Origin of the sequence: Brachybacterium sp. FME24, assembly GCF_014897705.1 — a bacterium.
Lineage (GTDB): Bacteria > Actinomycetota > Actinomycetes > Actinomycetales > Dermabacteraceae > Brachybacterium.
The window spans coordinates 119,672-134,560 of the sequence record NZ_JABUXV010000004.1 but is presented as its reverse complement, the minus strand read 5'-3'; the positions used below and the strand labels follow the sequence as shown (position 1 = coordinate 134,560).

The window sequence follows — 14,889 nt, the reverse complement described above, 5'->3', positions numbered from 1 at the left end:
CGCTGCAGCGGTCAGGGCGCGCGCAGCGACTCCAGCGACTCATGCAGGTCGTGGGGGTACTGCGAGATGAAGGTGACCTCGTGCCCGGTGGCCGGGTGGATGAAGGTGAGCTCCATGGCGTGCAGCCACTGGCGGATCAGCCCCACCTTCGCCGCCAGAGTCGGGTCCGCGCCGTACAGAGGATCTCCCACCAACGGGTGATGCAGGGCTGCCAGGTGCACGCGGATCTGATGGGTGCGGCCCGTCTCCAGGCGCACGCGCAGCAGCGTCGCGCCCTGCAGCGCCTCGAGCGTCTCGTAGTGCGTCACCGAATGCTTGCCGTCACGGCGCACCGCGAACTTGTAGTCATGGTTCGGTGAGCGGCCGATCGGGGACTCGATGGTGCCCTCGGGCTGGTCCGGAGTCCCCTGGCAGACCGCGTGATAGATCTTGCCGACCTCTCGGGCACGGAAGGCGTCCTTGAGCGTGGTGTACGCGCGCTCGGTCCGGGCGACGACCATCAGCCCGCTGGTGCCGACGTCCAGACGACTCACGATGCCCTGCCGGTCGGGGTCGCCGGTGGTCCGGATGCTCACACCGGCGGCGGCCAGGTGTCCCAGCACCGTGGGACCGGACCATCCAGGACTGGGGTGCGCGGCGACCCCGACGGGTTTGTCGATCACCACGATGTCGTCATCCTGATGCACGAGGCTCATGCCCGCAGCGATCTGCGGACGCACCTGGGAGGCCGGCTTCTCGTCCGGCAGCTCGACGGTGAGCATCACCCCGGGCTCCAGACGGGTGGAGCGGGCCGGCGGCTGGCCGTCGACCTCGACCAGACCGGCATCGATGAGCTCCGCGGCCCGGGTGCGGGACAGGCCCAGCATCCGCGAGATGCCGACGTCCACGCGCTCTCCGGCCAGTCCGTCAGGGACCATCAGGGTGCGGGAAGCGCTCAACGGGGGTCCTTCGGGTCGCGGGCGGGCTCGCGGCCGGTTCCGGCCTCAGGATCCGCAGGGCGTTCCGTCTCCTCGTCGGCGATGCCTTCGGCCTTCGCGCGCTCCTCGGCCTCGGCCACAGCAGGATCCGACGCGTGGCCGATCACGCCGAGCAGCACGATGAGGATCGCCCCGCCGACCACGGCCATGTCCGCGACGTTGAAGACCGGCCAGTTCGGCAGTTCCAGGAAGTCCACGACCGCACCGTGGAACGGCCCGGGCGGGCGCAGCAGACGGTCATGGATGTTGCCGAGCGCGCCCCCCAGGATCAGCCCGAGCGCGAGGGTGTACCAGGGAGACCGGACCGCCTTGACGGCGAAGACGATCACGCCGATCACGATGGCGATCTGCAGGCACGTGACCACAGGAGTGATCTCGGCGCCCATCCCCCAGGCCGCCCCGGAGTTGTAGAGCAGCGTGAACTGCAGGAGCTCCCCGATGAAGGGCTGCGGGTCGAGCTCGGGCAGGTTCGCCTCCGCCCAGTTCTTGGTGACCTGGTCGGCGACGGCGAGCACGACACCGACAACGCCCATACCGCCGAGAACGGCTCCTCGGCTCAGACGGCGACGAGCGCCGGACCCCGTGGGCCCGGCGCTCGTCGGCGTGGGATCAGCGTGATTCACAGACCGAAGTTCGCCTGCTTGTCCTGCGTCTCGCTCGTGTCGAGATCGCGGAGCTGGTTCTCGAGGTAGTTGCGCAGACGGTTGCGGTAGTCGCGCTCGAACGTGCGCAGGCCCTCGATCGTCTTGTCGAGCTCGGCCTTCTTGGTCTCGAGATCGGCCAGCGTGGAGCGGGAGGTCTCCTCCGCCTCGCCGACGATGCGCTTGTGCTCGTCGTTGGCATCGGTGATGAGGCGGTCGCGCTCGTCCTCGCCGTTCTTGACGTACTCGTCGTGCAGACGGTTCGCCAGGGCGATGATGCCGGCAGCGGACTGGTCCGGGGTCGACTGCTCGGCCGCGGTCGGCGTCGCCGCAGCGGTCTCGTCGGCGGGGGCCTCTTCGACGACGGCCTGGGGCGCCGTCGCGTCGGCCTCCGGCACAGCGGCCGCGGAGATCGGGGTCTCGTCGACGATGTCCGTCTCGACATCGTCCTCGGCCGCAGGAGCCTCGGTCGACGCTGCCGGTGCGGACTCGAACTCGGCGAGACGGTTGTGCGCCTCCTCGAGCTCCTTGGTCAGTCGGTTGTTCTCGTCGATCAGCTCTTGGAGGCGCGGCAGAATGTCGTTGTCGAGGTAGTTGTCCACCTCGTCCATGTCATAGCCCTCGGAGAACCGGACCGGCGTGAACCGCTTGGACAGCAGGTCATCGGGCATCAGAGCCATGGGTCACCTTCTCGTCAATCTGGGGTCGTGGTGCGCGTGGAGCGCGGTGTCGACAGCCTAGCGGATGTCGGGAGTCGCCCACGACGGCTGGTGGAGGTCGCGCGGCGTCAGCGTGCGAAGGAGGACAGCACGGCGAGCAGGATCCAGCCGACGACGAGCAGGATCATCAGGCTCAGGTCGAGGACCACAGGTCCCAGGCGGAGCGGCGGGATCAAGCGCCGCAGACCTTTCACCGGCGGGTCGGTCAGCGTGTAGACGACCTCGAACAGCACCAGGACGAGCCCGCTCGGGCGGAACTCCCGCGCGTAGGACTGGATCCACTCGAGCACCAAGCGCGCGATGAGCACGATCAGGTACAGCAGTACTGCGAGGTACAGCACTCCTGCGATAATCTGCACGGAATCGCTCAGCTCTGGTTGTAGAAGCTGCCCTCGTCGGCAGAGGTGTCTCCGTCGACCTGGACGAACTCCGGTGAGAGCAGGAAGACCTTGGAGGTGACCCGCTCGATGCTGCCGCGCAGACCGAAGACGAGTCCGGCGCAGAAGTCGACCATGCGCTTCGCATCGCCGTCCTGCATGTCGGAGAGGTTCACGATGACGGGGACACCGTCACGGAAGGATTCACCGATCGCCTTCGCGTCGTTGTAGGAACGCGGATGGATGGTGGTGATGCGGTGCATCGACTCCTCCACTGCCGGGGCCATGGCCACGACGTTGGATCGCTGACGGATCGGGGTCACCTGGGCCTCCCGTTCGGGTGCGGGCTCGGGGCCGCGCTCGGTGCGGCGAGCCGGGGCGGCGTCGTCCTGACGGACCCGCTCGTCCTCGTAGTATTCGTCATCGACCTCGTTGGCGAGGCCGAGTGCGACCATGGCATTGCGCCAGTTACCCATCGCAGATCTCCCAGATTGTTGTACACGCTGACCTGGGCTCCGGGGAAGCACGGGGAGTGCGCGAGAGCCCTTGTTCCTTGAAAGTACCGCAGGGTTTTCCGGGACTCCGGGAGGCCGTCGGCGTGTCGCCACCCGTGTCGTGGGGCACGGCGCCCCAGATCAGTGCCGCCGGATCACTCCTGCGAACCGTCCGGTCCGCCCCTGGCGGCGGTAGGAGAAGCAGTTCTCGTCCTCGAAAGTGCAGGGATGGTCGGTGTCGATCGAGGCCCTCGCGATCCCGGCGGCCTCCAGCACGCCGACCGCTCCGGCGCGCAGGTCCAGTGCGGGCGTCCCTCGACGGGTGCGGGCCCAGGTGGCGGGCAGCAGGGCCGCGGCCTCCTCACGCATGGTCTCCGGCACCTCGTAGCAGGCACCGCAGATCGACGGCCCGATGCTCGCGGTCAGATCCGCCGGACGGGCCCCGAGCTCGACCATCGCGCGCACGGTGTTCTCGAGGACTCCTCCGAGCAGACCAGCACGACCGGCGTGGGCGACGGCGATCAGCCCTGCGCTCGCCTCCGACAGCAGCACCGGCAGGCAGTCCGCGACCATGATCGCGAGCGCGAGGTCCGAGCGATCGGTGACCATGGCATCCGCCGTCACGACGGGGACCTGCCCGGTCGCGGGCAGAACGTGCACTGTCGCCGAATGGACCTGCTCGACGAACACCAGGGGGACGCCGATCTCCTCCGCGACCAGCTCTCGGTTGCGCTCGACGTCCGGCTCGTCGTCGCCGACGTGGCGCGCGAGGTTGAGTGCCGCGAAGTCGCCTGCACCCACTCCCCCAGCGCGCCCCGTGAACAGGGCGCGGGCCCCGCGAAGTCGCGAGGCCCGTGCTGGGAGATCCGATGTCACTTCAGGAACGACGGCAGGTCGAGATCGTCATCGTCGGACGGCGGCTCCTCGATGTGCGGGGGCCGGGCGGGCTCCTGCTCCGGAGCGCGGGGGGCGGGCTGCGGCGGGTTCTGCGCCTGCTGCGGCGCATTCCAGCCCTGCTGGCCGGGCTGACCCTGCTGACCCTGCTGGTACTGCTCCTGGTCGGCCTCGGTGGACTCGAGCACCTCCGTCTCCGGCTCGGTCGAGCCCTGGCGGGACGGCGAGAAGGTCTGCTGCGGCAGGCCCCAGGCCCCGGGGGCCCCGGAAGCACCCGCGCCCGCACCGACCGGACGCGGCTGCGTGCTGCCGCTCGTCGAGCGGTGCTCCTGGGAAGAGGCGCGCGGAGCCGGGATCGGCTCCGGGCGGGCGGCCTGACGCGGGGGCTCCTGGAGCGGGGACGGGCCGCCGCTCTCGAAGCCGGCGGCGATGACGGTCACCCGCACCTCGTCGCCCAGGGCGTCGTCGATGACCGAACCGAAGATGATGTTCGCGTCCGGGTGAGCGGCCTCCTGGACCAGACGGGCCGCCTCGGAGACCTCGTACAGGCCCAGGTCGCTGCCGCCCTGGATGGACAGCAGCACACCGTAGGCGCCATCGATCGAGGCCTCCAGCAGCGGGCTGGAGACCGCGAGCTCGGCGGCCTGCAGAGCGCGGTCCTCACCCCGGGCGGAGCCGATACCCATGAGCGCACTGCCAGCACCCTGCATGACCGACTTCACGTCGGCGAAGTCGAGGTTGATCAGGCCCGGGGTGGTGATCAGGTCCGTGATGCCCTGGACACCGGAGAGCAGCACCTGGTCCGCGGACTTGAAGGCGTCCAGCATGGAGACCTGCTTGTCCGCGATGGACAGCAGGCGATCGTTCGGGATGACGATGAGGGTGTCCACCTCGGCCTGGAGGCCGGCGATGCCGGACTCGGCCTGCGTGGAGCGGCGGCGGCCCTCGAAGGTGAAGGGGCGGGTGACCACGCCGATGGTCAGCGCGCCGAGGCTGCGGGCGATCTTGGCGACCACGGGGGCACCGCCGGTGCCGGTGCCGCCGCCTTCGCCGGCGGTCACGAAGACCATGTCCGCACCGCGGAGGACCTCTTCGATCTCCTCGGCGTGGTCCTCGGTGGCGCGCTTGCCGACCTCGGGATCGGCACCGGCGCCGAGACCACGGGTGATCTCCTTGCCGACGTCGAGCTTGACGTCCGCGTCGGACATCAGCAGTGCCTGCGCGTCGGTGTTGATCGCGATGAACTCGACGCCCTTCAGGCCGGACTCGATCATGCGATTGACAGCGTTGACACCTCCACCGCCGACGCCGACGACCTTGATGACTGCTAGGGAGATCTGGGTTCCGGCCACGATTTGGGTCCTTGCTCTTGTGGTTCAGCTGCGAAGAAGGGACTGCGTCGCGCCTGGTCACGGACTACCGAAACCCTCAACCTCGACTCGAGGTTTGGACTTCGGGGCACCTCTTCTTTCCTTTGACGCTAGGGACGCAGGCTCTCGCACGCAAACACCAAGGGCGCGTGTCGCCCTCCCACGGTGGAAAGGTTCACTGCCGAGGGCTTCGGGGCCTCACCGAGTGACGGGGGCGACCGGAGAAGAGACGTCGATCTCGGTCCCGGGCTCCGCGATGAGAGCCTGGACCACCTCGGCCTTGAGCTCCGCGTCGTCGGAGTCTCCCCACACGACGCTCTTGGTGCCGCCGTCCTCGAGGCCGAGGACCAGTCGCACGTCGCTCGCGCTCGAGGCGGCCACCTCCTGCACGGATCCGCGCAGTTGATCGGGCACGCTCGCGAGGACCTCGCTCATGGCGGTGGCGGCGCCCTCGGGATCCGCGGAGCCGTCGTCGACGGCCAGCGGCACCAGGCTCGCGCCCTCCCCTGCCGCGGCGGGCAGCTCCTGACCCTGGGCATCGACCACGGAAGTGGTCCCATCGGTCTTGGTCAGCAGTGCGACCGGGGGCTCCTCGGTCACCGTGACGCGGACGCCGTCAGGCCAGTCCCGCTCCACCTCGACGCTGTGCACACCAGGAACGGCCCCGACGTCTTCGGCGATACCGGAGGTCGGCAGCAGCACCACGCTGTCGCCGCGGTACTGCTCGACGGATTCCCGCACCGTCTCCTCCTCGACGTAGCCGAGGCCCGCGACGGTGACCTGCTGGAGTTGGAGGGACGGCAGGAAGATCGCGGTGATGAGCCCTGCGACGAGCACGAGCACTATCGCCATGGCGCCCGCGATGATCGCGCGCCGGCGTCGACGCCAGGGTCGCCCGGAGACCAGCGCGCGGAAACGGCCGGCGGCCTGGACGATGCGGCCGCCCTCGTCGGCATCGGGCGCGGCCGCAGCAGCGACCGCGGAGGCCGGGTCCGGGCGACCGACAGCGGCGCTCCGTGTGCGCGTGGAGCGCGCAGTCGACGGCTGCGACTGCTCGGGGCGAGGGGACGGAGCCGGGCTGGCCGGCGAGGTCGACGCAGGGGAGCCCGTGCTTCGCAGCGCCGGTGCGCTCCGGCGCGGCGGGGCCGGCGAACGGCGTCGAGGGGTCGGGTGCGGGGTCGAAGGGCGGCGAGCCATCAGGCGTCCTGCGGAGCGTCCAGGACCGCCATCACGGCGGGCGTGGTCTCGACGATATCGCCGGCGCCGAGCATGAGCACCAGGTCGCCGGGGCGCGCTGCGTCGCGGACCCGGGTCGCGACCTGGTCGCCGTCGACCAGGGGATGCACGTTCTCCCCCGGGGCGTGGTCGGTGATGGTGCGGGCATCGGTGCTCGGGTCCGGGTCCTCCCGGGCCGCGTAGACCGGCATCACCCAGGCGTGGTCCGCGGTCGCGAGCGCCGCAGCGAAGTCATGGGCGAAATCCCTGGTGCGGGAGAACAGGTGCGGCTGGAAGACGACCAGCACCCGGCCACCGCTGGACTGCGCCTCGGTGATGCCTCGCGCCGCGGCGATGATCGCCGAGACCTCCCGGGGGTGGTGGGCGTAGTCGTCGACGACGGTCACGCCCCCGGCGACTCCGGCGACGTCGAAGCGTCGCGAGGCGCCGGTGAAGGCGGCCAGGCCTGCGGCGAGTGCTGCGACCTCGACCTCCGGTGCGGCGGCGCTGGTGGCCGCCAGAGCGCCGAGGGCGTTGAGCACGTTGTGGTGGCCGGCGACGGAGAGCTGCGCGGTCAGGTGGCCCCGAGGGGTCCTGAGCTCGATCTCCACGCCCCCGGCACCTCCGCGCTCGGAGAGGATCTGCCAGTCGGCGTCGGCACCAGTGCCGTAGGTGCTCACGAGGACTCCGCGCTGCGCCGCTCTCCGGCCCAGGTCGCGAGCGCCGGGGTCATCCGCGCACACCACGAGCTGACCGCCGGGGGCGATCTGCTCGGTCAGTGCGTCGAAGCCGGCGGTGAGGGTCTCGGCGTCACCGTGGAAGTCGAGGTGATCAGGTTCGAGGTTGGTGACCACGAGCGCTCGGGGACTGAAGGCGAGGAAGGAGCCGTCGGACTCGTCGGCCTCGATCACCGCGATGCCCCCGGCGGCCTCTGCCCCCGCGACAGCGATCGCCGGGTCGGCTCCGAAACCGGCATTGCGTCCCAGATCCGGGACGGCGGCACCGAGGGCCCAGGCGGGGTCCAGTCCGGCGCCGCGCAGCGCCGTGACGGCCAGGCCGGTCGTGGAGGTCTTCCCGTGCGTGCCGGCCACGGCGACCTGGTCACGCCCGCCGAGCAGACCGGCGAGCGCCGCGGCGCGGTGGACGACGGGGACCCCCCGCTCCTGGGCTGCGATCACCTCGGGATTATCGGCCCGGACCGCCGTGGAGACCACCACCACGTCGACGTCGTCGGCCAGCAGCGCAGCGTCGAAGCCGATCCCGATGCGAGCGCCGGCCGCGCGCAGCGGTGCGATGAACTGCCCGTCCTGCGAGTCGGACCCGCTCACGGCCAGACCGGCCTCCAGTGCGAGGCGGCCGACAGCGGACATTCCTGCGCCGCCGATGCGGATCACGTGGAGCGAGCGGACCTCACGGTCTGTGGGCCAGGCGCTGCGGGTGATGACGTCTCCGGGCCGCAGGATCGTCCGCGGCACGCGCTGCTCGGACGGGCCGGCCGGGGCTGCAGCGGAGCTCATGGGGCCACCGTAGTCGGCTGGTCGCCGCGATCGGGTCGGCCTCGGCGTGCGACTCCGGTCACGATGTCGGCCATCACCTCGGCGGCGTCGCTGATCCCGAAGGTTCGGGCCGCGTCGGCCATCGACTCCCGGCGAGCTGGATCCTGGAGCAGCGGCAGCACCTGGGTGCGCAGGTAGGTGGCGTCGAGGTCGGCATCGGCCACCATCAGCGCACCACCAGCGGCCACGACGTCCTGACCATTGAGCGCCTGTTCGCCGTTGCCGATCGGCAGCGGGACCAGGACGGCGGGCAGACCGACGGCGGTCAGCTCGCAGACGGTGCCGGCCCCGGAGCGGGTCAGGGCGAGATCGGCGGCGGCGTAGGCGTCCTCCATGGCGCTGACGTACTCGACCACGCAGTACCCGGGGTGGCTGCGGAGGCCCTCGGCCTTGCCGCGGCCGGTGACATGGAGGATCTGGGCCCCGGCCTCGGTGAAGCTCTCGGCGGCTTCGGCGACGGCGGCGTTCATCCGTTGGGCGCCCAGGGATCCACCGGTGGCCAGCAGCACCGGACGGGCGGGATCGAGTCCGAAGCCCGCCAGCGCCTCACGGCGACGGGCACCGCGATCCAGGTGGGCGATGCCATCGCGCATCGGCATCCCGATCCGGCGGGCTCCGGGCAGGCTGGAGGCGTCGAAAGCGGTGAGCACCGCGGCCGCGCGGCGTGAGCCGAGCCGGTTCGCCAGGCCCGGTCGTCGGTTCGCCTCGTGCACCACCACGGGCGACCGTGCCGAGAAGGCCGCGAGGTAGGCCGGCGGGCAGACGTATCCGCCGAAGCCGGCGACGACATCGATCTCGCGGTCACGCAGGATCGAGCGCACCTCGCGGAGCGTGCCGGCGAACCTCAGCGGGAAGCGCAGGGCCGCGCTGTCGGGCCGGCGCGGGAACGGGACCTTCTCGATGGTCAGCAGTTCGTAGCCGGCCGCGGGCACGAGGTCCGCCTCCAGGCCGTCCGGGGTCCCCAGGATGAGCACTTCGGCGCCGGGGGCACGACGGCTGATCTGTGCGGCGGTGGCGAGCAGCGGAGACACGTGGCCGGCGCTGCCGCCCCCTGCCAGAAGGATGCGGGGCGGGGTGGACGTGGTCATCGGGTCCTTCGCGAGGAGGAAGTGGTTCGGCCGGTCGAGCTGCGTCGGGTCGTCGTCGACGGCTTGCTGGACTTCTGGGTCTTCTGAGCCTTCTGAGCCTTCTGGGTCTTCTGGGTCTTCTGAGCCTTCTGAGCCTTCTGAGCCTTCTGAGCCTTCTGAGTCTTTCGGGCCTTCTGTGCCGGACCGGTCGCGTCGCGTGGGGCAGGCAGCACGCTGATCGAGCGTCGGACCGAGCCGATGCGGGCGCTGATCGCCTCGGGGGCGCCGGGTTCCCGGCGCGCGAAGGAAATCAGCACGCCGAGCGCCGCCATGGAGGCGAGCAGGGCGGAGCCGCCCGAGGAGATGAAGGGCAACGGCACACCGATCACGGGAAGGAGCCCCGTGACCACCATCATGTTCACGAAGGCCTGGCCGAGCAGCCAGGCGCTGATGCCGGCGACGGTGATCTGCATGAAATGGTCATCGATCCGGGTGATCATGCGGAACATGACCAGGGCGAGGACGGCGAACAGGGCGAGCACACCCAGGGTCCCGATCAGACCGAGCTCCTCGCCGATGATCGCGAAGATGTAGTCGTCCTCCGCAGCGGGCAGGCGTCCCCACTTCTGGCGGGACTCACCGAGGCCGACGCCCCACCAGCCGCCCTCGGCCAGGCCCATGAGACCCTGATCGGCCTGGTAGCAGGAATCCCCTTCGCAGACCCCGTGGAACCAGTTCCCGATGCGCGCCATGCGGTTCGCACTCGTGATCGTCAGGGCGAACACCCCGACCAGACCGGCGGCGCCGACCACCAAGAACCAGCGCCTCGGGACACCGGCGACCCACACCGCACCCGCGACGAGCATGGCCATGATCATCATGGTTCCGAGGTCGTGGCCGAGCATGACCAGCCCCAGGGCGAGGAGGGCTCCCGGCACCAGGGGGAACAGCAGATGCCCGGGCCTGTGCAGGAGCGATCTCTTGGTGGCCAGGAGCGCTCCCAGCCATACCGCGAGCGCGAGCTTGAGGAACTCCGAGGGCTGGAGGGTCTGACCCGCGATACGGATCCAGTTCTGGTTGCCGTCCACCGCCACGCCCAGCCCGGGCACGAACACCAGGCACTGCAGGGCGAGTCCGAGTCCGAGCAGCGGCCACGCCGCCCTGCGATAGAAGCTGGGTGGGAGGCACGCGGCGACCACCAGCAGCCCGAGACCCATGGCGGCGAAGGTGCCCTGGCGGAACAGCCCGGCGAAGCCCGAGTTCCCCCGCGAGATGTTGATCACCGCCGAGGAGGAGAGCACCATCACCAGGCCCACGCTGACCAGCAGTGCACCGATGACGATCAGGGCGTAGAAATCCAGGGCGGGGGACTTCAGCCAGCTGCCGACGCCATCGCGCACCCGGGTGCCGATGTTGCCGAGCGGCTGCTCCTCGTCGGGGCGGACGACGCCGGTGGACCTGCGCGCATCCCGGCGGGTCTCCTCGGTCGTCATGTGCTCGCTCCTGGCAGTCGGGTGACGGCCGCCGCGAACAGATCCCCCCGCTCCGCATAGTCACGGAACTGGTCGATGGAGGCGGCGGCAGGTGCCAGCAGTACGACGTCCCCCGCGGAGGCGAGGGAGCGTGCGGCCTGCACCGCGTCCTCCATGAGTCGGGAGCGCCCGGCGACATCGTCAGTGTCGCCCGGATCGATCCGACGGACGGGGACCTCGGGGGCGTGTCGTGCCAGCGCGGAGGTGAACGGCGCCGCGTCCACGCCCAGCAGGACGACGCCGACCAGACGGTCCTGGACCGAGGCGACGAGCGCATCCAGATCCGCGCCCTTGGTGTCGCCGCCGGCGATCCAGACGACCCGCTCGGCGGCGCGGAGGGAGGCGGCCGCGGCAGCGGGGTTGGTGGCCTTGGTGTCGTCGACGAAGGCGATGTCGTCGAGGGTCGCGATCTGCTGGGCGCGATGACTGCCCACGTGATAGGCCCGCAGCCCGTCGCGGACGGCATGCGCCGGGACACCGTGCGCCCGCGCCAGGGCAGCGGCGGCCAGTGCATCGAGCAGGATATGCGGGCCGGCGCCCTGCGGACCCAGGTGGGCGAGGTCGCCGAGGGTGGCGAGCTCGGCGGCGGCGGTGCGGCGCTCGGTGAGGAAGGCACGGTCCACCAGCATGCCCTCGACCACGCCGACCTCGGAGAGATCGGGCGAGGAGAGCGAGATGCCGACGGCGCGGGCACCCTCGACCACGTCTGCGTCCTCGACCAGGCGCAGCGTGGTCTCGTCGGCGACGTTGTAGATGCACGCGGCGCGGACGCCGTCGAAGATGCGGCCCTTGGCGCGTGCGTACGCCTCGGCGCCGCCGTGCCAATCCAGGTGGTCGGCGCTCACGTTGAGGACCGCCGCGGCCTCGCAGTCCAGGTGCTCCGTCCAGTGCAGCTGGAAGCTGGAGAGCTCGATCGCGAGCACCTCGAAGCCCTCGGGGTCCAGGGCCGCCTCGATCACCGGCAGGCCGACGTTGCCGCAGGCGACCGCTCGCAGCCCGGCGTGCTGCAGGATCGACTCGAGCATGGTGACGGTGGTGGTCTTGCCGTTGGTGCCGGTGACGGCGAGCCAGGCGGGACCGTCCGCGGCCTGCATTCGGCGGGCCAGCTCGATCTCGCTCCACACCGGGATCCCGGCGGCGGCCGCAGCGGCCAGCAGCGGCTGGCTGGGGCGCCAGCCGGGTGAGGTGACGACGAGGTCGACCTCGCGGTCCGCAGGGAGGGACCGGGTGTGCTCCGGGCCCAGTCGCACCTCGACCCCGAGCACCTCGAGGATCTGGGTGCGTTCGCGGATCTCGGGGGTGTCGGAGCCGTCGACCACGAGCACATGGGCGCCGCGCTGCATGGTCTGATCGGCGACGGCGTATCCGGAGATGCCGAATCCTGCGACCAGGATCCGCAGTCCGGCGACGTCGAGCCCGGGCCAGGGCAGCTGCTCGACGTCCGTGCGAGCGGAGTGGGCCGGGGCCTTGGCGGTGGTCATGAGGTGAGCCTCGGCAGAGCGTCGAGGTAGAAGATGCCCAGGCCGAGACCGGCGAGGATGCCGGTGACTATCCAGAACCGCACCACGATGGTGACCTCGTTCCAGCCTTTGAGCTCGAAGTGATGCTGCAGCGGAGCCATGCGGAACACCCGTTTCCCGGTGAGCTTGAAGCTGCCGACCTGGATGATCACCGACAGCGAGATGATCACGAACAGGCCGCCGATGATGGCGCCGAGGACTTCCGTGCGCGAGACGATGGTCAGGCCCGCGATCGCGCCGCCGAGAGCGAGCGAGCCGGTGTCCCCCATGAAGATCTTCGCGGGAGAGGTGTTCCACCACAGGAAGCCGACGCAGGCCCCGATGATCGCGGCGCACAGCACGGCGGTGTCCAGCGGGTCGCGGGCGTCGTAGCAGTGCACGACTCCCCCGGCGTCCAGGTCGACGTTGCACACCTGGCGCCACTGCCAGAAGGAGATGACCAGGTAGGTCGCCGTGAAGATGATGGTGGCGCCGCTGGCCAGGCCGTCGAGGCCATCGGTGAGGTTCACACCGTTGGACCACGCGGCGACCAGGAAGTTCGCCCAGATCGCGAAGAGGATGAAGCCGACGACGGAACCGGCGAACGCGAGGTCGAGCCACTCGATGTCCCGCACGAAGGAGATCTGCGTCGACGCCGGGGTGTTGCCGTTGCCGTCGGGGAAGAGCAGGGCGAGCACGGCGAAGGCGGTCGCGACGATGAACTGGCCGAGGAGCTTTGCGCGGGCGCTCAGACCGAGGCTGCGCTGCTGGGCGATCTTCAGGTAGTCGTCGAGGAAGCCGACGAACCCGAGACCAACCATCAGGAACAGCACCAGCAGCACGGAGACGCTGGGGGCGGTCCACAGGAGCAGGTGGGAGAGCGCGTAGCCGAGGATGGTGGTCAGGATGATGGCCACGCCGCCCATCGTGGGCGTGCCGCGCTTGGTGGCGTGCGAGGTGGGTCCGTCGTCCCGGACGAACTGGCCGTAGCTCTTCTTGACCAGCAGCTTGATGAACAGCGGCGTGCCCAGGATGGACAGCAGGAGGGCGGTCGCTCCCGCGATGATGATCGCGATCATGCGTCGTCTCCTCCGTCTGCCCGGGCATCGGGTCGCTCACGTCGTTCCAGGTGCGCGACCAGCGGGCCGGCGATCTGCCGGAGCCCAGCATCCCGGGACGACTTCAGCAGCACCACGTCGCCGGGCGCCACCGTACGTTCTAGCACAGCGATCACCTCGTCGACGGTGTCGACGTACTCCGATTCACCGCCGAAGCTGCCTTCGAGGCTCGCACCGTGATGGATGGGGGCCGCGCCGTCACCGACCACGTACAGCTGGGAGATGTTCAGGCGCACCGCGAGGCGGCCGATCTCGTCGTGCAGACGGATGGAGTCCGGACCCATCTCGAGCATCTCGCCGAGGACGGCGATGGTGCGGTGGCCGCGGCCGAGATGGGCGAGGGTCTTCAGTGCCTGGCGCATCGAGTCGGGGTTCGCGTTGTAGGCGTCGTTGATGATCAGCACGTCGTGCGCGCGCAGCGCTTCCATCCTCTGCCCCGAGGCGAGCTTCGCGCCGTCGAGGGCGGAGGTCGCGGCAGCGGGGTCCACTCCTGCGCTCAAGGCTGCGGCGAGAGCGGCCAGGACGTTGCCGCCCTGGTGCTCACCGAGCAGGTCCGGGCGCACGGGGAAGCGTCCGGCGGGGATGGCCGCACCCTGCAGTGTGGTCAGTCCCTCGGGGACGGCGAGAGTGAAGCTCACGCGGGCGTCGTCATCCAGATCGAGGTCCTCGCCGCGGAGATCCCCGGTGGTGAACCCCCAGGTCACGACAGGGGCTGCGCTGCGGGTGCCCATGGCGGCCACCAGGCGGTCCTCGGCGTTCAGGATCGCGCGACCGGTGGGCTCGAGGGCGTCGACCAGTTCGCCCTTGGCCTGGGCGATCGCGTCGGCGCTGCCGAATTCTCCGAGATGCGCGCTGCCGACGTTGAGCACGAGGGACACATCGGGGCGGGCGATATCGGTGAGCTGGGCGATGTGGCCGATCCCGCGCGCCCCCATCTCGAGCACGAGGTAGCGGGTCGCGGCGTTCACGCGCAGCACGGTCAGCGGGAGGCCGAGCTCGTTGTTGAAGCTGCCGACGGGAGCGATCGTCTCTCCCTGGGCTCTCAGGATCGTGCCGAGCAGATCCTTCGCGCCGGTCTTGCCGGCACTGCCGGTGATCGCGAAGACGACCAGGCCGGAGTTGTGCTGACGCGCCTGCGCAAGCTGCGCCCGGGCGAGGTCCCAGAGTGCGCCGCGCACGTCGTCGACCAGCACAGCAGGGGCTCCGAGATCGCGGGAGACGAGGGATAGTGCTGCCCCGGCCCTGCGGGCGGTGGCGACGTAGTCGTGGCCATCGGCGTGCTCGCCGACGAAGGCCGCGAAGAGGTCGCCCGCGAGGACGTCTCGCGAGTCGATCCGGGCCGTTCCGGTGACGAGCTCCTCGCCGGTGGCTCCGCCCACCAGGCGGCCGCCGATGAGGCCAGCGATCTCCCGTGCAGTGATCTGCAGCAT

At 70.4% G+C, this 14,889-nt stretch carries 14 protein-coding genes; all 14 read right to left on the bottom strand.

The features are described from left to right. Positions 1-11 precede the first annotated feature (11 nt). The 14 genes from INT51_RS05755 to murF all read right to left on the bottom strand — a co-directional run bounded on the left by INT51_RS05755 (position 12) and on the right by murF (position 14,889). Entirely contained in the window at positions 12-938 is a 927-nt protein-coding gene (locus INT51_RS05755) for an RluA family pseudouridine synthase (protein ID WP_193104253.1), read from the bottom strand. Then, entirely contained in the window at positions 935-1,510 is a 576-nt protein-coding gene (lspA, locus tag INT51_RS05750; RefSeq protein ID WP_226832004.1) for a signal peptidase II, read from the bottom strand. Before lspA ends, INT51_RS05755 begins: the two co-directional genes overlap by 4 nt. 86 nt (positions 1,511-1,596) lie before the next feature. Then, positions 1,597-2,298 (bottom strand): DivIVA domain-containing protein, encoded by a 702-nt coding sequence (locus INT51_RS05745; RefSeq protein ID WP_193104251.1) that lies wholly within the window; start codon positions 2,296-2,298, stop codon positions 1,597-1,599. A gap of 107 nt (positions 2,299-2,405) precedes the next feature. Beyond that, on the bottom strand, positions 2,406-2,696 hold the full coding sequence (locus INT51_RS05740; protein WP_193104250.1) for a YggT family protein: 291 nt from the start codon (positions 2,694-2,696) through the stop codon (positions 2,406-2,408). Between the two features lie 8 nt (positions 2,697-2,704). Beyond that, positions 2,705-3,190, bottom strand: coding sequence for a cell division protein SepF (locus INT51_RS05735; RefSeq protein ID WP_193104249.1), 486 nt, complete (start codon positions 3,188-3,190; stop codon positions 2,705-2,707). Between the two features lie 159 nt (positions 3,191-3,349). Beyond that, entirely contained in the window at positions 3,350-4,084 is a 735-nt protein-coding gene (gene pgeF, locus INT51_RS05730; RefSeq protein ID WP_193104248.1) for a peptidoglycan editing factor PgeF, read from the bottom strand. Next, positions 4,081-5,454 (bottom strand): cell division protein FtsZ, encoded by a 1,374-nt coding sequence (ftsZ, locus tag INT51_RS05725; RefSeq protein ID WP_193104247.1) that lies wholly within the window; start codon positions 5,452-5,454, stop codon positions 4,081-4,083. The genes pgeF and ftsZ overlap by 4 nt, the downstream gene beginning before the upstream one ends. Before the next feature lie 216 nt (positions 5,455-5,670). Then, the gene (locus INT51_RS05720) at positions 5,671-6,669 is read right to left on the bottom strand and encodes a cell division protein FtsQ/DivIB (RefSeq protein WP_193104246.1); all 999 of its coding nucleotides are present in this window, start codon (positions 6,667-6,669) and stop codon (positions 5,671-5,673) included. Then, on the bottom strand, positions 6,669-8,204 hold the full coding sequence (murC, locus tag INT51_RS05715; RefSeq protein ID WP_193104245.1) for a UDP-N-acetylmuramate--L-alanine ligase: 1,536 nt from the start codon (positions 8,202-8,204) through the stop codon (positions 6,669-6,671). The genes INT51_RS05720 and murC overlap by 1 nt, the downstream gene beginning before the upstream one ends. Next, positions 8,201-9,331 carry an undecaprenyldiphospho-muramoylpentapeptide beta-N-acetylglucosaminyltransferase gene (gene murG, locus INT51_RS05710; RefSeq protein WP_193104244.1) on the bottom strand — a complete coding sequence of 377 codons (1,131 nt, stop codon included), beginning with the start codon at positions 9,329-9,331 and terminating at the stop codon, positions 8,201-8,203. Before murG ends, murC begins: the two co-directional genes overlap by 4 nt. Beyond that, entirely contained in the window at positions 9,328-10,803 is a 1,476-nt protein-coding gene (gene ftsW / locus INT51_RS05705) for a putative lipid II flippase FtsW (RefSeq protein WP_193104243.1), read from the bottom strand. The genes murG and ftsW overlap by 4 nt, the downstream gene beginning before the upstream one ends. After that, a complete protein-coding gene (gene murD, locus INT51_RS05700; protein WP_193104242.1) occupies positions 10,800-12,323 on the bottom strand; it encodes a UDP-N-acetylmuramoyl-L-alanine--D-glutamate ligase in 1,524 nt (507 codons plus the stop codon). Before murD ends, ftsW begins: the two co-directional genes overlap by 4 nt. Further along, on the bottom strand, positions 12,320-13,420 hold the full coding sequence (gene mraY, locus INT51_RS05695) for a phospho-N-acetylmuramoyl-pentapeptide-transferase (RefSeq protein WP_193104241.1): 1,101 nt from the start codon (positions 13,418-13,420) through the stop codon (positions 12,320-12,322). Before mraY ends, murD begins: the two co-directional genes overlap by 4 nt. Then, complete coding sequence (gene murF, locus INT51_RS05690; protein WP_193104240.1) at positions 13,417-14,889, bottom strand: UDP-N-acetylmuramoyl-tripeptide--D-alanyl-D-alanine ligase; 1,473 nt, start codon at positions 14,887-14,889, stop codon at positions 13,417-13,419. Before murF ends, mraY begins: the two co-directional genes overlap by 4 nt.